18 protein-coding genes are annotated in these 21,976 nt (G+C 61.8%); 6 read left to right on the plus strand and 12 right to left on the minus strand.

The features are described 5' to 3' along the window. The first annotated feature begins 139 nt into the window (after window positions 1-139). Window positions 140-1,177, plus strand: coding sequence for an alpha/beta hydrolase family protein (locus tag J3P84_RS12565; protein WP_434573861.1), 1,038 nt, complete (start codon window positions 140-142; stop codon window positions 1,175-1,177). On the opposite strand, the gene J3P84_RS12570 is transcribed toward J3P84_RS12565, so the two are convergent. Together J3P84_RS12570 and J3P84_RS12575 are read right to left on the minus strand one after the other, a co-directional pair. Then, window positions 1,171-2,364 (minus strand): MFS transporter, encoded by a 1,194-nt coding sequence (locus J3P84_RS12570; RefSeq protein ID WP_434630609.1) that lies wholly within the window; start codon window positions 2,362-2,364, stop codon window positions 1,171-1,173. The genes J3P84_RS12565 and J3P84_RS12570 overlap by 7 nt on opposite strands. Before the next feature lie 306 nt (window positions 2,365-2,670). After that, on the minus strand, window positions 2,671-4,260 hold the full coding sequence (locus tag J3P84_RS12575) for an ABC-F family ATPase (protein WP_215005954.1): 1,590 nt from the start codon (window positions 4,258-4,260) through the stop codon (window positions 2,671-2,673). A gap of 407 nt (window positions 4,261-4,667) precedes the next feature. Between J3P84_RS12575 and lpxO the strand changes: the two genes are divergently transcribed. After that, window positions 4,668-5,567 (plus strand): lipid A hydroxylase LpxO, encoded by a 900-nt coding sequence (gene lpxO / locus J3P84_RS12580; protein ID WP_434630611.1) that lies wholly within the window; start codon window positions 4,668-4,670, stop codon window positions 5,565-5,567. Window positions 5,568-5,572: 5 nt separating this feature from the next. On the opposite strand, the gene ligD is transcribed toward lpxO, so the two are convergent. Together ligD and J3P84_RS12590 are read right to left on the minus strand one after the other, a co-directional pair. Continuing rightward, on the minus strand, window positions 5,573-7,561 hold the full coding sequence (gene ligD, locus J3P84_RS12585; RefSeq protein WP_434630614.1) for a DNA ligase D: 1,989 nt from the start codon (window positions 7,559-7,561) through the stop codon (window positions 5,573-5,575). Between the two features lie 33 nt (window positions 7,562-7,594). Then, a complete protein-coding gene (locus J3P84_RS12590) occupies window positions 7,595-8,485 on the minus strand; it encodes a Ku protein (protein WP_434630617.1) in 891 nt (296 codons plus the stop codon). Between the two features lie 224 nt (window positions 8,486-8,709). Here J3P84_RS12590 and J3P84_RS12595 point away from each other — a divergent pair, with 224 nt between their 5' ends. The 4 genes from J3P84_RS12595 (at window position 8,710) to J3P84_RS12610 (ending at window position 12,283) form a co-directional block, all read left to right on the plus strand. Further along, on the plus strand, window positions 8,710-9,051 hold the full coding sequence (locus J3P84_RS12595) for a hypothetical protein (protein WP_434630620.1): 342 nt from the start codon (window positions 8,710-8,712) through the stop codon (window positions 9,049-9,051). A 40-nt stretch (window positions 9,052-9,091) separates the two neighbouring features. Next, on the plus strand, window positions 9,092-10,243 hold the full coding sequence (locus J3P84_RS12600; protein ID WP_434630623.1) for a PQQ-dependent sugar dehydrogenase: 1,152 nt from the start codon (window positions 9,092-9,094) through the stop codon (window positions 10,241-10,243). 370 nt (window positions 10,244-10,613) lie between these two features. After that, window positions 10,614-11,621 carry a threonine ammonia-lyase, biosynthetic gene (gene ilvA, locus J3P84_RS12605; protein ID WP_434630626.1) on the plus strand — a complete coding sequence of 336 codons (1,008 nt, stop codon included), beginning with the start codon at window positions 10,614-10,616 and terminating at the stop codon, window positions 11,619-11,621. 377 nt (window positions 11,622-11,998) lie between these two features. Next, on the plus strand, window positions 11,999-12,283 hold the full coding sequence (locus J3P84_RS12610; RefSeq protein WP_434605157.1) for a DUF1652 domain-containing protein: 285 nt from the start codon (window positions 11,999-12,001) through the stop codon (window positions 12,281-12,283). A gap of 75 nt (window positions 12,284-12,358) precedes the next feature. On the opposite strand, the gene J3P84_RS12615 is transcribed toward J3P84_RS12610, so the two are convergent. The 8 genes from J3P84_RS12615 to J3P84_RS12650 all read right to left on the minus strand — a co-directional run bounded on the left by J3P84_RS12615 (window position 12,359) and on the right by J3P84_RS12650 (window position 21,970). Next, complete coding sequence (locus tag J3P84_RS12615) at window positions 12,359-13,297, minus strand: carbohydrate kinase family protein (protein WP_434630629.1); 939 nt, start codon at window positions 13,295-13,297, stop codon at window positions 12,359-12,361. Between the two features lie 12 nt (window positions 13,298-13,309). Next, entirely contained in the window at window positions 13,310-14,797 is a 1,488-nt protein-coding gene (xylB, locus tag J3P84_RS12620) for a xylulokinase (protein ID WP_434630632.1), read from the minus strand. A 207-nt stretch (window positions 14,798-15,004) separates the two neighbouring features. Next, a complete protein-coding gene (locus J3P84_RS12625; protein ID WP_434630635.1) occupies window positions 15,005-16,486 on the minus strand; it encodes a mannitol dehydrogenase family protein in 1,482 nt (493 codons plus the stop codon). Window positions 16,487-16,501: 15 nt separating this feature from the next. Beyond that, window positions 16,502-17,605, minus strand: a complete 1,104-nt coding sequence (locus J3P84_RS12630; RefSeq protein ID WP_434600949.1) for an ABC transporter ATP-binding protein — start codon at window positions 17,603-17,605, stop codon at window positions 16,502-16,504. A 39-nt stretch (window positions 17,606-17,644) separates the two neighbouring features. Next, complete coding sequence (locus J3P84_RS12635; RefSeq protein WP_014338173.1) at window positions 17,645-18,475, minus strand: carbohydrate ABC transporter permease; 831 nt, start codon at window positions 18,473-18,475, stop codon at window positions 17,645-17,647. Window positions 18,476-18,485: 10 nt separating this feature from the next. Further along, the gene (locus tag J3P84_RS12640) at window positions 18,486-19,418 is read right to left on the minus strand and encodes a carbohydrate ABC transporter permease (protein ID WP_434630638.1); all 933 of its coding nucleotides are present in this window, start codon (window positions 19,416-19,418) and stop codon (window positions 18,486-18,488) included. A gap of 163 nt (window positions 19,419-19,581) precedes the next feature. Further along, window positions 19,582-20,892 carry an ABC transporter substrate-binding protein gene (locus tag J3P84_RS12645; protein ID WP_434630641.1) on the minus strand — a complete coding sequence of 437 codons (1,311 nt, stop codon included), beginning with the start codon at window positions 20,890-20,892 and terminating at the stop codon, window positions 19,582-19,584. 172 nt (window positions 20,893-21,064) lie between these two features. Next, complete coding sequence (locus J3P84_RS12650; protein WP_305500721.1) at window positions 21,065-21,970, minus strand: AraC family transcriptional regulator; 906 nt, start codon at window positions 21,968-21,970, stop codon at window positions 21,065-21,067. Window positions 21,971-21,976: the final 6 nt, after the last annotated feature.

The raw sequence follows: 21,976 nt of genomic DNA on the forward strand, positions 1-21,976 counted from the left end.
CCCTGTATTCTCGTCGTCATCGGATGGCTGGGGTGCAGGGTTTTCCTGCATTTGGCGCTGGGAAACATGGCGCAGGTCGTGCATGGCCGGAGCGGCGAGCGACGTGGCTCCTGGTGGGTGGGTGAAGGTGGACTATTCGATGATGCGTCTTGGTGCGCTGCTGCTGTTTTGCTGGGTGAGCGGTCTCGGTTCGGTGCAGGCCGCGCCGGCGCCACATCCGCATTGGAGCGCGGGCTTTCATGAGCTGGATTTTCCTGATCCGCTGGACCACCAGCCGATGCATGCCATCGCGTTTTACCCCTCCACCGCGAAGGAGCAATCCAGTCTGTTGGGCGGCTACCAGATCGATGCGGCGGCGGATGCACAGATCGCCATCGGGCGGTTTCCGCTGCTGATGCTGTCCCATGGCAATACCGGCACGCCGCTGGCCCTGCATGATCTGGCCACGTCGCTGGCCCGCAAGGGCTTCGTCGTGGTGGCGGTGATTCATCCCGGCGATAACGCCCAGGATCACAGCCGACTCGGTACGCTGAGTAACTTGTACGGGCGGCCGATCCAGATCTCCGAAGCCATCACCGCGACGCTGAACGACCCGATGCTGGCGCCCTTCGTCAACGCCGGGCAGGTCGGCGTGATCGGCTATTCGGCCGGTGGCGAAACCGCGCTGATCCTGTCTGGCGCCACGCCGGACCTCAATCGCCTGCGCCGTTATTGCCAGGAGCGACCGGATGACCGTGACGCCTGCAATACCCAGGGTGAGCTGATTGCCGACCGCGATGACCTGTATCCAGTGGCCGATCCCAGGGTCCGCGCGCTGTTGCTGATGGCGCCGTTGAGTTTGAAGTTCGGTCGGCACACGTTGGCCGATGTCCATGTGCCGGTGCTGCTCTATAGCGGCGACGGCGACAAACTGGTGGCTTTCGACAAGAACGCCGCGGCCCTGGCGCGCAAGCTGCCTACCGCGCCGGATTTCAAGACGTTGGCCGGGGCCGGGCACTTTGTTTTCATGGCGCCCTGTACGGACGAGCAGATCGCGGCGATGCCAGCGCTGTGTACCGATGCCGACGGCGTTGATCGCAAGGACATCCACCGCACGATGATCACCGAAGCCAGTCGCTTCTTCAGCCAGGCACTGGGAAAGCCGACCCGTGCGGGCCTGCGAACTGCCGATCAGTGATGCGGGCTTTCGGCTCGCCGACGCAACACGAGCGTCAGGCCCAGGCCGATGATCGACAGCAAGGCGGCGAAGAAAAATATCGACGAGTAGCCCAGGCTCAATGCCACCGCGCCCATCAACGGTCCGGCAATCGCCAGTGCCAGGTCAAAGAACACCGCATAGGCACTCAAGCCGGCGCCGCGGCTGCTGTTGGGCACCTGCTTGATGGCCTCCACGCCCAGCGCCGGGTACACCAGGGACAACCCGAAGCCCGCCAGCCCCGCGCCGACCAAGGCGAATGCGGTGGACGGCGCCAGCCACAGCAGCACCAGGCCCAGGGTCTCGATGCTCATGCAGACAATGGCCGAACTGAAGCCACCGAAGCGGGCGATGCTGGAGATGAACAGCAACCGTGACAGGATGAAGCAGACGCCGAAAACGGTCAGGCACCAGGCGGCGCCGGTCCAGCCTCGGCTGAGGTAGAACAGGGTGATGAAGGTGGTCAGCGTGCCATAGCCGATCGAGGCCAGGCACAGGCTTGTCCCGAACGGTGCAATGCGTCCGAACACGGCCCAGAAGGGCAGGCGCTCGCCGCGAACGACCGGCACCGAGGGTTTGTTGCGAATCAGCAGCAATGCGCCGCCGGCCAATAACGACAAGGCGATGCCCAGGCTGGCGAAGCCCAGGCCGCCGACCATGACCACGCCCAGCGGTGCGCCGATGGCGATGGCGCCATAGGAAGCGATGCCGTTCCAGGAGATCGAACGGGCAGTGTGCTCCACGCCGACCTGTCCCATGCACCAGCTGATGGTACCGACGCCGATCAGGCCTTGGGCGACCCCGAGCAGCAAACGCCCGGCAATCAGGATCAACAGGCTGGGCAACGGAAAGCTTTGCAGCAGCGTCGACAACAGCGTCAGCACGCCACTGAGCAGGATGCCCACCAGGCCGTAGACGATCGCCCGCTTGGTGCCGACATTGTCCGACAGTCGCCCGGCCATGGGCCGGCTGAGCAAGGTCGCCAGATACTGCGAGCCAATGGTCAGCCCGGCCACCACTGCGCTGAAGCCCAGTTGCTCATGGACATACCCAGGCAACACGGCAATCGGCAGGCCGATGCAGAGGAAGGCGATGAAGGTATAAAAAACGATGGAGACGATCTGCAAGGTGATCGACAGGGAACTGGGGGCGGGCTGGGGCGTTGGCATGGCGGCTCGTTCGCGGGCAGCGGTAAGAGTGCTTCATCATGGCGCGTGCGGGGGAGAAAAGGAAGCAGGCTAACGGTTCGCCATCAGTGATAGCCTCATAGTCAGCTGAAGTCACCCACTTATATTTGGGAACAGGGCCATTGTGGGAGCGAGCCTGCTCGCGAAGGCGGTGGTGTGAGGCAGTCAGATGCCGACAGCGATGGCCTCTTCGCGAGCAGGCTCGCTCCCACAGGGTGTTGTGTTTGCTGTAGGAATGAAAAAGCCCCATCACATGGACAGGGCTTTTACTTTCAGCTTGCAGTTGTTTTAGAACAACACGCCCTGGCTGCGCAGGTAGTCGTCATAGGTGCCGCTGAAGTCGACCACGCCGTCGGCGCTGAGCTCGATGATGCGGGTTGCCAGGGACGATACGAACTCACGGTCGTGGCTGACGAAGATCAACGTGCCCGGATAGTTTTCCAGCGCCAGGTTCAGCGCTTCGATGGATTCCATGTCCAGGTGGTTGGTCGGTTCGTCCATCACCAGCACGTTCGGCTTTTGCAGGATCAGCTTGCCGAACAGCATGCGGCCTTGTTCACCACCGGAGATGACCTTGACCGACTTGAGGATCTCGTCGTTGGAAAACAGCATGCGGCCCAAGGTGCCACGAACCAACTGCTCGCCACCCTGGGTCCACTGGCCCATCCAGTCGAACAGGTTGACGTCATCTTCGAAGTCATGGGCGTGGTCCTGGGCGTAGTAGCCCAGTTCCGCGGCGTCGGTCCATTTCACGGTACCGGCATCCGGTTCCAGTTCATTGACCAGGGTGCGCAGCAGGGTGGTCTTGCCGATGCCGTTCGGGCCAATGATCGCCACGCGCTCACCGGCTTCGACGGTGAAGCTGAAATCCTTGAACAGCGGCTTGCCGTCGAAGCCCTTGGCCATGCGTTCGACGATGACCGCTTGGCGGTGCAGCTTCTTGGTCTGCTCGAAACGGATGAACGGACTGACGCGGCTCGATGGCTTGACCTCGGCCAGCTGGATCTTGTCGATCTGCTTGGCGCGGGAGGTGGCCTGCTTGGCTTTCGAGGCGTTGGCCGAGAAACGGCTGACGAACGATTGCAGTTCGGAAATCTGTGCTTTCTTCTTGGCGTTGTCCGACAGCAGTTGCTCGCGGGACTGGGTCGCCACGGTCATGTACTCGTCGTAGTTGCCCGGGAACAGGCGCAGCTCGCCGTAGTCCAGGTCCGCCATGTGGGTGCAGACACTGTTCAGGAAGTGACGGTCGTGGGAGATGATGATCATCAGGCTCGAACGCTGGGTCAGCACGTTTTCCAGCCAGCGGATGGTGTTGATATCCAGGTGGTTGGTCGGCTCGTCGAGCAGCAGCACTTCCGGGTCGGAAAACAGCGCCTGGGCCAGCAGCACACGCAGTTTCCAGCCTGGCGACACTTCGCTCATCGGACCGAAATGCTGCTCGATGCCAATCCCCAGGCCCAACAGCAGTTCACCGGCGCGAGATTCGGCGGTGTAGCCGTCCATCTCGGCAAATTCGGTTTCCAGCTCAGCCACGGCCATGCCGTCTTCTTCGGTCATTTCCGGCAGCGAATAGATGCGGTCGCGCTCGGCCTTGACCTTCCACAGCTCTTCGTGACCCATGATCACGGTGTCGATCACGGTGAATTCTTCGTAGGCGAACTGATCCTGGCGAAGTTTACCCAGGCGCACGTTCGGCTCGAGCATCACCTGGCCGCCGGACGGCTCGAGGTCGCCGCCGAGGATTTTCATGAAGGTCGACTTGCCGCAACCGTTGGCGCCGATCAGGCCGTAGCGGTTACCCGCGCCAAATTTGACAGAGACGTTTTCGAACAGTGGCTTGGCGCCGAACTGCATCGTGATGTTAGCTGTAGAGATCAAAGGTTTATCCTGCGGAACATTCAGAGTAGCTAAGGGTGCGGCAGTACCTGTTCAGTACCTGTTTGCGCAAGTCCCGACCGCGCAAGCGGCTTGGCGGTCACTGGCGCAAGGGTCCATCCGGCATATAGAGGACAGCTGCATACGGAGCGCCTGGCCCGAGTGGATATGCGCCGAAGCCGGGATCGCCGGTGTCAGCCAGAGGGGGCGCTTGATAGTTGGCGGCGATTGTACTGATCTGGCCGCGTTAACGATAGGGTGTAACCCAGGCAAGACGGTTTTTCACAACGCAGGGATAACTTTAAATCGCCAACTGTGGCTAAAATGCCATCTCACTCGACGCCATCTCCCTTGCCGCTTGGCTGGCCCCGGAGAAGCAGCCTGTTCACTTCTGGACCCTGACCGAATCCGTGAAGCTCATTATTGTCGCAATCTACGTACTTTCCATTGGCTATGTGCACCTGCGCGGGCGCGTGCGGCATAAACTCGGGCGCCAGTTGAGCGATCACTCATCCTTCCTTGCGCCGATCAATTGCCTGCTCTACCTGTGTTCGAAACTGCCCAACAGGCCTTTCCTGAGCCCGGCCCAGTTTCCCGACCTGAGCCCCTTGCAGGCCCATTGGGAAGAGATCCTCGCCGAAGGCCAGAGCCTGCTGCAAGCGGGGGAGATCAAGCGCTCCGATCAATATGACGACGTGGGCTTCAACTCGTTTTTCAAGACTGGCTGGAAGCGCTTCTACCTGAAGTGGTATGGCGACAGCCATCCCTCGGCGATGAAGCTGTGCCCGCGCACCACCGAACTGGTGCAGAGCATCGGCTCGATCAAGGCCGCGATGTTCGCCGAGCTGCCGCCGGGTTCGAAGCTGGTGCGTCATCGCGATCCGTATGCCGGGTCTTATCGCTACCACTTGGGGCTGCAGACACCCAACGACGCCGGCTGCTACATCAATGTCGACGGTGAGGCTTATCACTGGCGCGACGGCGAGGCGGTGGTGTTCGACGAAACATTCATTCATTACGCCGAGAACACCACGGCGCAGAACCGCATCATCCTGTTCTGCGACGTGGAGCGGCCGATGAGATTTCGTTGGGCCACCGCGTTCAATCGCTGGTTCAGTCGTACCGTGATGGCCGCCGCTGGCGCGCCGAATGACGCCGGGGACCGGACCGGTGGCCTGAACCGGGCGTTTTCCCGGCTGTACAAGATCCGCCTGCAAGGCAAAGCGCTGAAAAAGCGCAATCGCAAGCTGTATTACCTGCAGAAATGGGCGTTCTTTGGCGGCCTGCTGGCGATCTTCATCTGGATCTGAACGGTTCAGCCGCCCGGTTTCTCAGCCTCCAACTGTTCCCACATCTTCGCCGTGATCCGTTGGCGATGGTTGTAGCCTTCCCACGGATCGGCGCCCAGGCCCTTGGCCCGTTCCAGCGCGGTATGGATATCCCATTGCTGCGCGTTGCGCAGGCCGGCGAGTTCGTCCCGGGCGATCGGTACCGAAACCGGCAGGCCCGGCCGGGCACGCACCGAATAAGCGGCGACGGTACTGGCACCACGGGCGTTGCGCAGGTAGTCGATAAAGACCTTGCCCACGCGGTTTTTCGGGCCCATGGTCGCGGTGATTCGTTGCGGCATCTGCCGGGTCAGGAACTGCGATATGGCCTTGGCAAAGGCCTTGGTGACGTCCCACCCCTCGCTTCGCGCCAGTGGCACGATGACGTGCATGCCTTTTCCGCCGCTGGTCTTGAGAAACCCCTGCAAACCCAGTTCGTCGAGTACTGACAGGGTCATGCGCGTCGCGTCGAGCATGGCGTTCCAGGGCAACGATGGATCCGGGTCCAGGTCCAGCACAAACAGATCGGGCGTCTCGATCCGGTCATGGGTCGCCGTCCAGGTGTGCAGTTCCACCGCGCCCATCTGCGCCGCGCCGACCAGGGCATGGATGCTGTCGATTTCCATCAAAGCCGCATGGCCCGGGTCCAGCGCCGGATCGAGTTGCCTGATATGGGGGATTTCCAGGCGATCGGCGTGTTTCTGAAAAAACAGCTCCTCGCCAATCCCTTCCGGCGCCCGTACAAGGGAGACCGGCCGCAACTTGAGATGCGGCAGGATCCAGGGGGCGATGTCCAGGTAATACTGGGCCAGTTCGGCTTTCTGCACACCGCTGACGCTGTCGACGACGCGGTCCGGGTGGGTGATGACCACGCCGTCGACTTTCGCGGTGTCGGCCTTGCCGCGGCGTTTGGGCTTGGCGGGCGTGGCTTTGATGGGCATGGGTTGTTCACGCGTCACCCGACTGACCTGCCGGTCGCCGGGCAGATCGAGGAACACCGCCTGGCGCACCAGCCCGTCGCGGGTCCATTCGGCAAATTCGATTTCGCAGACCTGCGTCGGCTCGACCCAATGCACGCCGCGCGCCGGTGCGCCTTTGAGCAGCTGGTCGAGTGGCGACGTTTCACGTTCCAAGGCACATAGCTGTTCATGCAGTTGTTTGAGTTGGGATTGGCTGAAGCCCGTGCCGACCCGGCCGGCATAGACCAGCCCCGACGGCCCGTTGACCGCTAGCAACAGTGCGCCGAAGCCGTTGCGCGTGCCTTGCGGGCGGGTGAACCCGACGATGACGAAGCATTGGCGCAGCCGACATCTGAGTTTGACCCAATCGGCGTTCCGTCCCGAGGCATAAGGGCTGCCCAGACGCTTGCCAACCACGCTGTCCAGTGACAGGGCGCTGGCGCTTTCGAAGATGTCATGCTGGCTGGCGGAAAACGCCTCGGAGAACCGCAGGCGCTTGCTGGCGTTGCTCTTGAGCGCATTTTTCAAGGCTGCGCGGCGTTCTTCAACCGGTTTGTCGCGCAGGTCGACGCCATTGAGAAACGGTGCGTCGAAAAGGAAATACAGCATGTCGACGCTGCGGCCGATCTCGAAGGCCTGGCGCAGGGCAGGGAAGTCGGAGTGCCCGGTTTCATCGAGCAGCACCAGTTCGCCGTCGAGCCAGCTGTCGCCCAGATTCAACTGGGCCAGGGCGTCGGCGTGCAGCGTGAGGCGATCGGTCCAGTCCGCATGGTGGCGATTGAACAGCCGGACCTCGCCGTTCTGGATGCGCGTCATCAACCGGTAGCCATGAAACTGCACTTCATAGCGCCACTCACCGGCCGGCGGTTGCTCCACCGGTGTCGCCAATTGCGGCGACAGACGTTCGGGGATTCGGCCCGTGTCGGTCTGCGCATTCCGGCGAGTGCGGCTACGAGTCGTTGGTTCATCCGCCTCCACGGCGGACAGGCGGGCATATTCACTCTCGGCCTTGGCCATGACAGATTCCCTTGTATTACAGGCGCCCGGGGGTTAGCCCCGGGAGGCCTTGGTGGCTTTTTTAGCAGGAGCGGATTTGCGCGTCTTGGTCGATTTTGCCGCAGGCTTTTCGGCAGGCTTTTCCGCCGTCTTGCCTTTGCCGCCGAGGCTGCGCTTGAGCAGTTCGGTGAGGTCGATAACGTCGGCGGTTTTGCGCTGTTCTTCGCCGGGGTCGGTTTCCACCGCTTCGAGCCGGCCTTCGGTGGCTTTTTTCTCCACCAGTTCCATGATCTTTTCCTGGAAGCTGTCGCGATAGTCCTGGGGTTCCCAGTCGCCACTCATGTCTTCCACCAGCCGTTTGGCCATGTCCAGTTCGCCCTTCGCCAGCGTCGGGTTGGTGACTTCGTCGCCCAGTTCCAGGACGTCGAGTTCGCGGACTTCGGCGGGCCAGCGCAGCAGCACCAGCACCAGGGCCGATTCCAGGGGCATCAGCGCGGCCAGGTGCTGGCGGGTATGCATCACCACATTCGCCAGCGCGACCTTGTTGGTCTTGAGCAGGGTTTCGCGCAGCAGGGCGTAGACCTTGCCACCACGTTTGTCAGGCGCGAGGAAATACGGCTTTTCGATGTTCTGCAGCGGGATCTTCTCGCTGTCGACGAAGGAAAAGATGTCGATGGTCTGGGTGGACTTGGGGTGGGCGGCGCGAATCTCCTCTTCGCTGATCAGCACGTATTGGCCTTTCTGGTATTCCACGCCTTTGACGATGTCGTCCTTGGTCACCTCCTTGCCGGTAACCTTGTTGACCCGCTTGTAGCCCACCGGGTCCATGCTGCGTTTGTCCAGCCAGTCGAAATCCACGCCTTGGGACGCGGTGGCTGACACCAGGGCCACGGGAATGTGGACCAGCCCGAAACTGATTGCGCCTTTCCAGATAGCCCGTGCCATGGTGGAGTTTTCCTTGCCGGTGAATAGTCTCTCTGGTGACCCTTGGGTCTCTGGAAAAGTTTCCACCGGGCGCCGGCTGGCTGCGGTTGGGGTGCTCCAGGGGCGCTGAGTTGGAGACGCCTGGTTACATCTTCATGAGGATATTTTGCTTAACAACGGCGAACCTGCGGCGTAGCGTGTTTTCGAAATGCGGGTGCCGTACCCATGAAATCAGGAAGGTCTCGATGAACAGACTGATACTCGCCACCCTGGTGCTGCTGACGGCAGCCACTGCCCAGGCGGCTACGCCCGGCGCCGATCCAGTACTCGTGGCGCAGAACCTGCCGGGCAACAACAATCCCTACAACAGTCCGATTCGCCGGGCCAACCCGAACAGCATGCAGGGCACCCAGCCCAACGTGCCAGGCATACGGAACAACCCGACGGTTCCGGTTCCCCGACCGCCGACCCTGGAGAATGGCGGCATCGGCAACGGCTACCCGCGTTCCGGACCGCCATCGGGGTCGCCACGCCCCACCATCGAGTCGCCGACGCCTCCCCGGCACACCAATAACGGCAATCGTTGAGACACCGTGCCGATCAACACCACCACAGAAGGAAGTGTGCATGTTGCGTAAAACATTCCTGGCAACACTTTGCGCCAGCGCTGTCCTGGCCCTTTCAGCGCCGGCCTCTGCCGCGCCAGTCCAGCAATTCAAGGCCGAGGACGGCACCGTCGAAGTCACCACGGTCACCCGGGGGCTGGAGCGGCCCTGGTCCGTGGCGTTCCTGCCGGAGCAGCAGGGCATGCTGGTCACGGAGCGTCCCGGTAACCTGCGATGGGTGAAGGCCGACGGGAAATTGTCTGCGCCGTTGAGCGGTGTTCCCGAGGTCTGGGCCAAGGGGCAGGGTGGTTTGCTGGATGTTGTGCTGTCTCCGGACTTCAAACAGGATCGCACCGTCTACCTGTCGTATGCCGAGGCGGGCGAGGATGGCAAGGCCGGCACGGCGGTGGGCCGTGGGCAGTTGTCCAGCGACATGACGCGCCTGGACAACTTCGATGTAATTTTCCGCCAGCAACCCAAGCTCTCGACGGGCAACCATTTCGGTTCGCGCCTGGTATTCGACCGGGACGGCTATCTGTTCATCACCCTGGGCGAAAACAACGACCGTCCGACCGCGCAGGACCTGGACAAGCTGCAAGGCAAGATCGTGCGGATCTATCCCGACGGCAAGGTGCCGGACGACAACCCTTTCGTGGGGCAGAAAAACGTCCGTCCCGAGATCTGGTCCTACGGCTTGCGCAATCCCCAAGGCGCCGCGCTCAATCCCTGGAATGGCACGCTCTGGGAGAATGAGCATGGCCCCAAGGGCGGTGACGAGCTGAACATCATCGAGCGCGGCAAGAACTATGGCTGGCCGTTGGCGACTCATGGCGACAACTATTCCGGCGCGCCGATTCCCGAGGCCCAAGGCAAGACCGCGAAGGGTACCGTCGGTCCCCATCACGTCTGGCAGGTATCGCCAGGGCTCAGCGGCATGGCGTTCTACGACAATGACCGGTTCAAGGCCTGGCAACGCAACGCGTTTGTCGGGGCGCTGGTTTCCAAGGACCTGATTCGCCTGGAGTTCGACGGCGACAAGGTTGTCCATGAAGAACGCTTGCTCGGCGAGCTCAAGGAGCGGATCCGCGATGTTCGCCAGGGGCCGGATGGTTTCCTCTATGTGCTGACAGACGACGATGATGGTGCGCTGTACAAGGTCGGGCTGAAGCAATAAGCATGTCATGAAGCTTTTTGTGGCGAGGGAGCTTGCTCCCGCTGGGCTGCGTGGCAGCCCCATGCAGGCAACGCGATGAGCCTGACACACCGAGTGTCCAATCTTGGGGTTGCTTCGCAACCCAGCGGGAGCAAGCTCCCTCGCCACAGGATCAAAAGCGTCAAAGGATCACGGAGGCCGGGGATTTCCATTGACTTCCCGGCCCCTCGCGGCTAGTTTTCAGCCATGACTTCCACCGTACTGCGCAGCCAGCCAAGCATTATTACCGCCATTCCTTATCTGGCGGGCTAGCTGACGACTGCACCCAACCCGCCCTAGAGGCGGGTTTTTTCTTTCTGTCTCCAGGGCTTTACCCGACCAGGAGACAGCCATGACCCCAACCAGCCCCGAGCAGACGCTGCTGGAGCACTACGTCAAGAAGATCCTTGCCGCTGCGGTGTACGAACTGGCGGTGCCCACGCCGCTGCAAGCGGCTGCGGCGCTGTCCCAGGCCTTGGGCAATCGAATTCTGCTCAAGCGCGAGGACCTGCAACCGACGTTCTCGTTCAAGATCCGCGGCGCTTATAACAAGCTCGTGCAACTGACCCCCGAGCAACGCAGCCGTGGCGTGATCACCGCATCGGCGGGCAACCACGCCCAAGGCGTGGCGCTGGCGGCTCAAGCGTTGGGTATCTCGGCGTGCATCGTCATGCCGCGCACGACGCCCCAACTGAAAGTACTGGGCGTGCGCAGTCGCGGGGCCGAAGCGTTGCTGCATGGTGAGAGTTTTCCATTCGCCCTGGAATTCGCCCTGGACCTGGCCCGGCAGACCGGGCGGGAATTCGTCTCGCCGTTCGATGACCCGCAAGTCATCGCCGGGCAGGGAACCGTCGCGATGGAGATCCTGCGCCAGCATCCAGGTCAGCTGGATGCCATCTTTGTTCCGGTCGGCGGTGGCGGCTTGATTGCCGGGGTGGCGGCTTACGTCAAATACCTGCGTCCGGAGGTGCGCATCATTGGCGTCGAGTCGGAACACTCCGCATGCCTCCAGGCCGCACTGGCAGCAGGGGAGCGGGTGACGCTAGCGAGCGTCGGCACGTTCGCCGACGGCGTGGCCGTCGCGCAGATCGGCGCCCATGGCTTCGATATCTGTCGTTTCTGCGTCGATGAAGTGATCACCGTCAGCAACGACCAACTCTGCGCCGCGATCCGGGATATCTATGACGACACCCGCGCGATCACCGAGCCGTCCGGCGCCCTGGCGGTGGCGGGGATCAAGCGCTACGTGACGGACAGCGGAGCGCAGGGCCAGACACTGGTGGCGATCAACTCTGGCGCAAACATCAACTTCGACAGCTTGGGCCACGTGGCAGAGCGCGCGGCAGTGGCTGCGTCTTGAGGTGCTCCCGCGCATCATGTTTTTTGAAGTAGCCGACGGGTGCCCGCCCGTGAAGTCGAAATAGTGGCTAATCTCCAGCCTGGCAAGTTGAACGGCGCGATGCAGTTTGCATGGATAAAACACCGTTTCCTTGCATTTTGCATGGCCGTTGCGTTGGACCTGACTGCTAAGTAATTGATTTGTAACAGTGTCGCTGTACTGATTTACGGGCATATTTTTTGCGAGTTGATACCCGAGTCCGATGACGGGCTCCAACACCAGAAAACGCCAAAATGAACGAACGGCACGGCATTCGAAGTCCTGTCCGCAGGGAAGAATCGGACGAAAATACCGCCGTCGTGAACATGAATTGGCTGCCTCAAAAGGAGAGAGTTGCCATGTTTTTATCTGCCCTCGAAATGCGAAACATCATTGAAAGCAGCCTGCTGCCCAAACGCTCGCAATGCACCTTGTCACCTGATCTGTCCATGACCGTTAAAATCTACGACGACCACCAGACCGACCGCGTGGCGTTGGTCAAGAGCGATATTGACGCCACCAAGCTCACCGGCTGCCGGGCCATCAACGATCTGATTGCGGAACTGCGTACCGAACTCGACCGTGGCCAGGGTCACGGCCACGGGAACTATTTCCACCAGCAACACCGGATGAGCGGGCGTTAAGCACCGCCCGACCTTTGCAAACCTGACGACCGGGTCCGATATTGTTCGAACCCGGCGTCCAGCTTTCGATTTTTCCTAGACCAATTGCTGCCGATAGGGCAGGTCTGGCCCGACTTTGCCGCACGTCAGTGCCGCGGCGCGCATGGCGAAATGGAGCATTTCCCCGATCTGCTCCGCGCTCAGCGAATGCAAACCCTGCACATCATCCAACTGCTGCTCTGTCAGCCAAGCGATCAGCGCAGCCTGGAACGTGTCGCCCGCGCCCACCGTATCGGCGATCTGGACCGGGCAGGCGGGAAGCGACCATACGCCATGCTGACGGCTGAACACCGTTGCGCCCTGGCCGCCACGGGTGAGGAAGGCCAACTGACAGCGGTGCTCCAGCCAGCCCCCAATTACTTCATGTGGGTCCCGGTCAGGGTAGAGCAGGCTCAGGTCCTCATCGCTGACCTTGATCAGGTCGGCGTATTCCACCAGCGTCGCGATCCGTGAACGCCACAACTCGATGTCTGGCTGCGGATTGAGCCGCACGTTCGGGTCGAGGCTGATAAGGCGTCGGCCGCTTTCGCGTTGTACCAGTGCCAGCAGCGTATCGCCCACCGGTTGCACCACCAATGAGAACGAACCCACATGCAGGCCGCGCACTTGCGGGCCCAGCGTCGGCAAATGCTCCGCGCGCAATTGCCGGTCTGCGCAGCCTTCGCCACGGAAGCTGTAGTGGGGCGAGCCGTTGGCGCCGACAGCGACCATGGCCAGGGTGGTGGGGGCCTCGAAGTCCTGGGCAAATTGAGTGCTGACGCCTTCGTCCACCAGCACCTGTTTCAAGCGCCGGCCCAGATAGTCGGTGGACAGCCCGGTGAATAGTGCCGACTCGATCCCCAGTCGACGCAAACCCACCGCCACGTTGAACGGTGAACCACCGGCGAGCGCCTTGAAGTTCACTTGCGAAGCCGGAGTCTGCGCTTCGTTTGCGCTGAAAAAATCAAACAGCGCTTCACCACATACCAGATACATAATTGCCTGCTCTCAAAGGGTTGCGACGTGTTGCCGGTAACGTTCGTAGGCTTGTTGTGACGCCGCGACGTGCGCGGCGACGGGCCGGATTTCGCTGGCCGGGTCGAGTTTGACGCAGCGCTCGCACAGGTCGGCCAGGGATGTTTGCCCGGCGCCATGACACCACGCCGCCTGGATCGCCCCGCCCAGGGCAGCGGCTTCGCTCTGTTCGGTGCAAATGACGGTAGTGTCCATGATGTCGGCGACGATCTGTCGCCAGACCGGGCTCTTCGAGCCGCCGCCGATCAGGCGAATGCTCTGGGCCTTGAGCCCGTTGGCACGGAGCAGGTCGAGGCCATAGCGCAGGCCGAAGGTCGTGCCTTCGACCACCGCGCGGCAGAGGTTGGCCCGGGTCAGGTTGGTGGTCGTCAGGCCCAGCAGGCTGCCGGTGGCATGGGGCAGGGCGGGGACGCGTTCGCCATTGAGGAACGGCAGCATGCACACGCCCTCGGCACCGATCGGCGCCTGGGTCACGAGGGTATTGAACGTATCGATGTCCAGTTCCAGCAGCTCGCGCAGCGCTCCGGTGGCGTTGGTCAGGTTCATGGTGCAGATCAACGGCAGCCAGCCGCCGCTCGACGAACAGAACGTCGCCACGGATGCTTGCGGGCTGACCACGGGCTCGGCGGCATACGCATACACCGTGCCGGAGGAACCGAGGCTCATGGTGATCACGCCGGGCTGGATGTTGCCGGTGCCGATGGCGCCCATCATGTTGTCGCCGCCGCCACTGGCGACCACCGCGTCGGGGTTGAGGCCCAGGTGTGCGGCGATCTCGGGCAGGATCCTGCCGACTGGCTGATGGGCCTCGATCAGCTCGGGCAAGGCCGATTCCAGCCGGCCGCTGGGGTCGATATGGCGCAGCAGCGCGCGATCCCACTGGCGGGTACGGACGTTGAAGTAACCGGTGCCCGAGGCATCGCCATACTCGCTGCAATGGCGCCCGGTAAGCCAGTAATTGAGGAAGTCGTGGGGCAGCAGGATGCTGGCGGTCCGCTCGAAAATCTGCGGGTGCTGTTCCCGGGTCCAGAGCAGTTTGGACACCGTGTAGCCCGGCGCAATCACCACGCCGAGGCGCTCCAGGCTGCCTTCTTCACCGCCGAGATGCGCCAGGAGACGATCGTTTTCCGCGGTCGTCTCGGTATCGCACCACAGTTTTGCCGGGCGCAGGACCTGGCCCTGCTCATCGAGCAATACCAGGCCGTGCTGCTGGCCAGAGACGCCGATGCCGAGAATCGACTGGCCATCGACCTTTGCATCCGCCAGCGCTTGCCGAGTGGCCTGGGTGAACGCGTCAAGCCATTGCCGGGTGTCTTGTTCCCGGCGGCCGTTGGCACCGCTGATCATGTCGTGGGCGGCGGCGCCCTGGCCAAGTACCTGGCCGCTGATCGAATCGAGGATCAGCGCCTTGGTGCCTTGGGTGCCGCAGTCGATGCCCAGGAACAGTTGTTGGTTTGCCATGGAAATCCTCGGGTCAGCAGCTCGATTACATTATGGTCAGGGACATGCAATATGGTCAGGATCATGGAATACCTGTGGCGAGGGAGCTTGCTCCCGCTGGGCTGCGCAGCAGCCCCACCCAGGCAACGCGGTGAACCTGACAAACCCAGGGGGTCGCTTCGCAACCCAGCGGGAGCAAGCTCCCTCGCCACGAAAAGCGGATCGTATCTAGCCTTGATCAGCCAGTACCCGCTCAAGCGTCTTGGTCACCCCTTGCTCGCGCAAGCTGTTGCAGCACCATTCGAATGCTGCCACGAACTCGGGCGAACGGGGGATGGCCGTGCCAAAAATTTCTTCCACTGCAAGCATTCTCTGGGCCACCAGCGCGTCGTCGGCCACCAGCGCCTGGCAGAACGCCGCGCGTGGGTCGGGGATCGAATAGGTCGTGCCATTTTCATCTGCCCCTTTGAGGTAAACAGCCCAGGCCGCCACCACCAGCGCCGCGCGGCGGGTCTGGCCGCCGTCGGCGATCAGGCGGTTGATGGTCGGCACGGTGAATTTGGGAAATTTCGACGAGCCATCCGAACACACCCGTTCCAACTGGTCGGCGATGGCCTGGTTGGAGAAGCGCTCCACCAGGGTGTCCTTGTATTCCGTCAGGTCGATGCCCGGCACGGGCGCCAGTTGTGGCGTCACGTCCAGGTCCATGTAGGCGCGGATGTAACGCACGAACAACGGGTCGTTCATGGTTTCGTGGACGAAACGATACCCCTTGAGGAAACCCAGGTACGTCAACGCGAGATGGCTGCCGTTGAGCAGCTTGATCTTCATCTCTTCATAGGGCGAAACGTCATCGGTAAACTGCACACCGACCTTCTCCCAGGCCGGGCGACCATTGACAAACTTGTCCTCCAGCACCCATTGCACAAAGGGTTCGCACACCACTGGCCAAGCGTCGTCGATGCCATGCTCGTCGTGCAGCTGCAAGCGGTGGGCGCTGCTGGTCATCGGGGTAATGCGATCGACCATGGCGTTGGGGAAGCTCACGTTCTGCTCGATCCATTGTCTCAGTTTGGGGTCTCGCAATGCGGCAAACGCCAGCAGCGCCTTGCGCGTGACGGCGCCGTTGTGGGGCAGGTTATCGCAGGACATCAGGGTGAACGCCGGCGTCCCCGTAGCCCGGCGTTTGGCCAGCGCGGCGCAGAGGAAGCCGAACACGGTCTGAGGTTCGTCCGGATGGGCCAGGTCGTGCTGGATCTGCGGCAGATGGGCCATGAACTCGCCGTTGCTGTCGTCAATGCAATAACCACCCTCGGTGATCGTCAGCGAGACGATGCGGATCTGCGGGTCGGCCAGTTTGTCGATCAGCGCCTGGGCGCCATCCTCGGCCAACAGCATGTCGGCGATCGCGCCAATGACCCGGACTTCGGTGTCATCGGTATCCCCCAGTTCATACAGGGTGAACAGGTAGTCCTGGCCAGCCAGATCATCCCGGGCCCGGCGATCTTCGGCCCGCAGGCCGACGCCGCAGATTGCCCAGTCGAGGCCTTCGCCGGTGTTCATCAACGCATCGGTGTAATACGCCTGGTGCGCACGGTGGAAACCGCCGACCCCGATGTGGGCGATGCCCTGGCGGCGGTCGCCCAGGTTGTAAGCGGGCAGGGCGACCTCGGCGTTGAGGTTGTGCAGGTTCTGTCGGTTGAGTTTCATCGCAAATCTCGGCAATCAGGCGGCAGCGCGCAGCGCGCGGGAAACCGCAACGCCTTCGGCATCGAATAAGTGGCAGTGTTCGGCGTCCAGGTGCAGCTCCAGTTGCTCGCCGAAACGGCTCGCCAGGTCACCACGCACGCGCATGGTCAGGGCTTCGCCGGAGGCGGTGACGACGTGGCAGAAGGTGTCGCTGCCCAGGCGTTCGCTGACATCGGCGGTGACCCGCAGCGTGCAATCACCCGGTTGCGCCAGGTTCAGGTGTTCCGGACGAATCCCCAGGGTTACCGCGCCGCCGACGCTCAGGTTGGCACCGCTGCGCGGCAGGCTGATGCGGGTGCCGGCGTCCAGCAGCACTTCACAACCCTGGCCGTCCAGGCCGGTGACCTTGCCCTTGAGAAAACCCATCTTCGGCGTGCCGAGGAACCCGGCGACGAACAGGTTGGCCGGTTGGTGATACAGCTCCAGCGGCGAGCCGACCTGCTCGATGCGACCGCCGTTGAGCACCACCACCTTGTCGGCCAGGGTCATGGCTTCGACCTGGTCGTGGGTCACGTAGATCATGGTTGCCTGCAACTCTTTATGCAGGCGCGCCAGTTCCAGGCGCATCTGCACGCGCAGGGCGGCGTCGAGGTTCGACAAGGGCTCGTCGAACAGGAAGATCTTCGGGTTGCGCACGATGGCCCGGCCGATCGCCACGCGCTGGCGCTGGCCGCCGGACAGCTGCTTGGGCTTGCGCTCCAGCATCGGCCCCAGTTCGAGGATGCGCGCCGCTTCGTTGACTTTCTTTTCCACCTCGGCCTTGGGCACACCGGCGAGGTCGAGGGCGAAGGACATGTTCTTGCGCACGCTCATGTGCGGGTACAGGGCATAGGTCTGGAACACCATCGCCAGGTCGCGCTTGGCCGGGCTGACTTCGGTGATGTCACGGCCGTCCAGCTCGATGGTGCCGTCGCTGACTTCTTCCAGGCCGGCGATCAGCCGCAGCAGCGTGGACTTGCCACAGCCCGAGGGGCCGACGAAGACCACGAATTCGCGGTCGTTCACTTCAAGGTCAATGCCCTTGATGATGGAAAAGCCTTCGAAGCCTTTTTGCAAATTCTTGATTTTCAGGTTGGCCATGATGATGGGCCTCCACTTCTGATGACTGTGTAGGGCGCGTTACTTCACCGCGCCGAAGGACAAACCGCGCACCAGCTGTTTCTGGCTGATCCAGCCGAAAATCAGGATCGGCGCGCAGGCCAGGGTCGAGACGGCGGACAACTTGGCCCAGAACAGGCCCTCGGGGCTGGAATACGAGGCGATCAGTGCTGTCAGCGGCGCGGCTTTGGATGAGGTCAGGTTGAGCGACCAGAACGCCTCGTTCCAGCACAGGATCAGCGACAGCAGTACCGTTGACGCGAGACCGCCCTTGGCGATCGGCAGCAGCACGCGGACCATTTCCTGCCACAGGGTGGCACCGTCCAGGCGCGCGGCTTCGAGGATGTCGCGGGGGATGTCCTTGAAGTAGGTGTAAATCATCCAGACCACGATGGGCAGGTTGATCAGCGTGTAGATGATGATCAGCGCGAGGCGCGTGTCCAGCAGGCCGAACTGCTTGGCCAGCAGATAGATCGGCATCAGCACGCCCACCGGCGGCAGCATTTTGGTGGAGAGCATCCACAGCAGCGTGCCTTTGGTGCGTTGGGTTTCGTAGAACGCCATGGAGTAGGCCGCCGGCACCGCGATCAGCAGGCACAGGGCGGTGGCGCTGAAGGAAATCACCACCGAGTTCCAGGCGAAGCTGAAGTAGTTGCTGCGCTCATTGATGTGCAGGTAGTTCTCCAGTGTCGGCGCGAAGATGAACTGCGGCGGCGTGGCGAAAGCGTCGATTTCAGTCTTGAAGCTGGTCAGCACCATCCAGAAGATCGGAAAGAAGATCAGGATCGCGATGGCCCAGGCCAACGTGCCCAGCAGCAGGCTTTGCAGGCGACGGGATTGTTGAAGAGTCATGGCGACGGCCTCAATGCTTGTCGGTGAGGTTTTTGCCGATCATCCGGACCAGGATGATGGCGGCGATGTTGGCGATCACCACGGCAATCAGGCCACCGGCTGACGCCATGCCGACGTCGAACTGCACCAGCGCCTGGTTGTAGATCAGGTAGGCGAGGTTAGTGGAGGCGTAGCCAGGGCCACCGTTGGTGGTGGTGAAGATCTCGGCGAACACCGACAGCAGGAAAATCGTCTCGATCATCAGCACCACGGCAATCGGACGCGCCAGGTGCGGCAGGGTCAGGTGCCAGAAAATCGCGATCGGTCCGGCACCGTCCAGGCGCGCGGCTTCTTTCTGTTCCTGGTCGAGGGACTGCATGGCGGTCATCAGGATCAGGATCGCGAAGGGCAGCCATTGCCACGACACGATGATGATGATCGACAGCAACGGGTAATGCGCCAGCCAGTCCACCGGCTGGGCACCGAAGAGTTTCCACACCGAGGCGAGGATGCCGGAGACCGGATGGAAGATCAGGTTCTTCCAGATCAGCGCACCGACGGTGGGCATGATGAAAAACGGCGAGATCAGCAACACCCGCACGATGCCGCGACCGAAAAACTCGCTGGCCTCCAGCAACGCGCTGATCAACACGCCGAGCACGATGCTGATCAGCAGCACGCTGCCCACCAGCAGCAGGGTATTGGTGGCGCCGGGCATGAAGCCCGAATCGGTCAGAAAGTAAGTGAAGTTCTCCAGCCCGACGAATTCGTTTTCGCCGGGGTAGAGCAGGTTGTAGCGGATCATCGAGAAATAGACGGTCATGCCCAGCGGCACGATCATCCACAGCAGTAACAAGGCGACCGACGGGCTGACCAGGAACCAGCCGGGGTTGGCCAGGCGGATCTTGCGGGCTGGCGGAGCTATTTCGATGGGAGCTTTGACTGTTGTCGTTGAGCTATTCATGAGCGCTTACTCTTATGCGACACATTCCCTGTGGCGAGGGAGCTTGCTCCCGCTGGACCGCGCAGCGGGCCCATGCCGATAGGCAATCTTTCTGATCGCCAGGGCGGGCTTTGCCCGCCAGCGGGAGCAAGCTCCCTCGCCACAAATGGATATTTACAAGTCTTTACTTTGGATACCCGGCGCGTTTCATCTCGCGCTCGGTGGTGGACTGCGCGGCGGTCAATGCCTGGTCCACGCTCTGCTGGCCGGTCAGCGCGCCGGAGAAGAACTTGCCGACCTGGGTGCCGATGGCCTGGAATTCAGGAATGGTCACCAGTTGGATGCCGATGTAAGGCACGGGCTTGAGCGTCGGTGCTTTCGGGTCGGCGACTTTCAACGACTCCAGCGTCACCTTGGCAAACGGCGCGGCCTTCATGTACTCGTCGCTGTAGGTCGAGGCGCGGGTGCCTGGCGGTACGTTGGCAATGCCGTCGGTCTTGGCGACCAGTTGGCCGTATTCCTTGGACGTTGCCCAAGTGGTGAAGACCTTGGCCGCGTCCTTGGCTTTGGAACTGGTCGGGATGGCCAGCGACCAGGAGTACATCCACGAAGTGCCCTTGTCGGTTTTTTCGTGGGGGGCGAAGGTGAACCCGACGTGATCGGCCACCTTGCTCTGGGTCTTGTCGGTCACGAACGAGCCGGCGACGCTGGCATCGACCCAAATCGCGCACTTGCCGCTGTTGAACAGGGCCAGGTTCTCGTTGAAGCCGTTGCTGGACGCGCCCGGCGGGCCGGATTTCTTCATGTTGTCGACGTAGAAGTTCAGGGCATCCTTCCACTCAGGCCCATTGAACTCCGGCTGCCACTTCTCATCGAACCAGCGCGCGCCAAAACCGTTGGCCAGGGTCGTGATCAGCGCCATGTTCTCGCCCCAACCGGCCTTGCCCCGCAGGCACAGGCCATACTGTTCCTTGGACTTGTCGGTGAGCTTTTGCGCGAATTCACCGACCTGGGTCCAGGTCGGGTGCTCAGGCATGCTCAGCCCGGCGTTCTTGAACAGGTCCGTGCGGTAATAGGTGATCGAGCTTTCGGCATAGAACGGCAGGGCGTACAACGAGCCCTTGACCGACAAGCCATCGCGCACGGAAGGGAAGACGTCTTCCAGGTCGTAGGACGCCGGCAGGTCCTTCATCGGCTCCAGCCAGCCCTTGGCTCCCCACAGTGCGGCTTCGTACATGCCAATGGTCAACACATCGAACTGTCCACCCTGGGTGGCGATGTCCGTGGTCAGGCGCTGGCGCAGGACGTTTTCTTCGAGCACCACCCAGTTCAGCGTGATTTCCGGGTGCTCGGCCTCGAAAGTCTTCGAAAGCTTTTGCATGCGGATCATGTCGCTGTTGTTGACGGTGGCAATGGTCAGGGTTTGCGCGCCGAAACTGACGCTGCTGAGGGTCATGCAGGTGGAGACAAGCAGAGCTTTTACCGAAGGTTTCATCGCGCACTCCTTTTCCGCGCCCACGGGCTGCAGAAGGACAGTTATTGTTTTTGTGTCTTCCGGATGAGAGGAAGAATGTGCGCTGATTACAGCCCTCAATGGATTGCATGACAAATCATTCGTCGCACTTTTACTGATACTTTTTTGCACTTAAGAGCAGGCAAGGTAGAGATCAGGCCTGGTTCTGCTCGGTCAGCCGCTGCACCGCCAGCCGCCGGTAGTGCGAGGGGGTCATGCCCTTGAGTTGCTGGAAGCGTCGGTTGAAGTTGGAAATATTGTTGAAGCCCGACTCGAAGCACACATCGGTCACTGGTTTGTCGCCATCGGCCAGTAGCTCGCAAGATTTGCTGATGCGCAGGCGATTGACGAATTCGATGAAGCAACGCCCCGTGGCTTGCTTGAAAACCCGGCTGAAATAGGTGGGTTTCATGCCCAGGTGCTCGGCGACTTCTTCCAGGGGCAACTCCCTGGCGTAATGGGCAAAGATGTAATCCACCGCGCGGTTGGTGCGGTCGATGCTGTGCTCGTCCGCCGCGTGTGGTGTGGTGGCGCCCGAAAGCAGCTGGAAGTCGTCGCAGGCCGCCAGCAGCTCCATCAGGATAAAAAAGTAGCCCAGCCGGCTCATGCCCTGGGCGTCGGCGATGCGTTGCATCAACGTCATGGCCTGGCGGATGGTGCGCTTGCAGCGAAATTCGATGCCGTGCTGGGCACGCTCCAGCAGCGGAGCGAGGGTCTTGAGCTCGGCGAACACCTGGTTGCCGCTTTCAAACAGCTCATCGGTGAAGTTCACCAGCATGTCGCGCTTGGGCACCACTTCGTCCTCGGCCACCTGGCTGATCCAGTTGTGGGGCAGGTTGGGGCCGGTAAGGAACAGCGACTGCGGAGAAAAATTGCCGATGTAGTCGCCGATGAAGACTTTGCCCGAACTGGCGACGATCAGGTGCAGCTCGTATTCCTTGTGGAAATGCCAGCGCACCAGCGGGCAAGGAAAGCCGTGCTGGCGATAGATGATGGACAGCCCGTTGTGGTCGTCCATCAACTCGTAGGAAGGGTCGGTGACTCTGGCTGTTCGGGTCATGGGCCT

Origin of the sequence: Pseudomonas sp. Z1-29 (assembly GCF_051131995.1) — a bacterium.
Classification (GTDB): Bacteria; Pseudomonadota; Gammaproteobacteria; order Pseudomonadales; family Pseudomonadaceae; genus Aquipseudomonas.

Excerpts from the sequence above, each read along its gene's own strand:
- J3P84_RS12565 (WP_434573861.1), top strand. The coding sequence starts at position 140 with ATGATGCGTCTTGGTGCGCTGCTGCTGTTTTGCTGGGTGAGCGGTCTC.
- J3P84_RS12570 (WP_434630609.1), bottom strand. The coding sequence starts at position 2,364 with ATGCCAACGCCCCAGCCCGCCCCCAGTTCCCTGTCGATCACCTTGCAG.
- ligD (WP_434630614.1), bottom strand. The coding sequence starts at position 7,561 with ATGGCCAAGGCCGAGAGTGAATATGCCCGCCTGTCCGCCGTGGAGGCG.
- J3P84_RS12590 (WP_434630617.1), bottom strand. The coding sequence starts at position 8,485 with ATGGCACGGGCTATCTGGAAAGGCGCAATCAGTTTCGGGCTGGTCCAC.
- J3P84_RS12595 (WP_434630620.1), top strand. The coding sequence starts at position 8,710 with ATGAACAGACTGATACTCGCCACCCTGGTGCTGCTGACGGCAGCCACT.
- J3P84_RS12600 (WP_434630623.1), top strand. The coding sequence starts at position 9,092 with ATGTTGCGTAAAACATTCCTGGCAACACTTTGCGCCAGCGCTGTCCTG.
- ilvA (WP_434630626.1), top strand. The coding sequence starts at position 10,614 with ATGACCCCAACCAGCCCCGAGCAGACGCTGCTGGAGCACTACGTCAAG.
- J3P84_RS12610 (WP_434605157.1), top strand. The coding sequence starts at position 11,999 with ATGTTTTTATCTGCCCTCGAAATGCGAAACATCATTGAAAGCAGCCTG.
- J3P84_RS12615 (WP_434630629.1), bottom strand. The coding sequence starts at position 13,297 with ATGTATCTGGTATGTGGTGAAGCGCTGTTTGATTTTTTCAGCGCAAAC.
- xylB (WP_434630632.1), bottom strand. The coding sequence starts at position 14,797 with ATGGCAAACCAACAACTGTTCCTGGGCATCGACTGCGGCACCCAAGGC.
- J3P84_RS12625 (WP_434630635.1), bottom strand. The coding sequence starts at position 16,486 with ATGAAACTCAACCGACAGAACCTGCACAACCTCAACGCCGAGGTCGCC.
- J3P84_RS12630 (WP_434600949.1), bottom strand. The coding sequence starts at position 17,605 with ATGGCCAACCTGAAAATCAAGAATTTGCAAAAAGGCTTCGAAGGCTTT.
- J3P84_RS12635 (WP_014338173.1), bottom strand. The coding sequence starts at position 18,475 with ATGACTCTTCAACAATCCCGTCGCCTGCAAAGCCTGCTGCTGGGCACG.
- J3P84_RS12640 (WP_434630638.1), bottom strand. The coding sequence starts at position 19,418 with ATGAATAGCTCAACGACAACAGTCAAAGCTCCCATCGAAATAGCTCCG.
- J3P84_RS12645 (WP_434630641.1), bottom strand. The coding sequence starts at position 20,892 with ATGAAACCTTCGGTAAAAGCTCTGCTTGTCTCCACCTGCATGACCCTC.
- J3P84_RS12650 (WP_305500721.1), bottom strand. The coding sequence starts at position 21,970 with ATGACCCGAACAGCCAGAGTCACCGACCCTTCCTACGAGTTGATGGAC.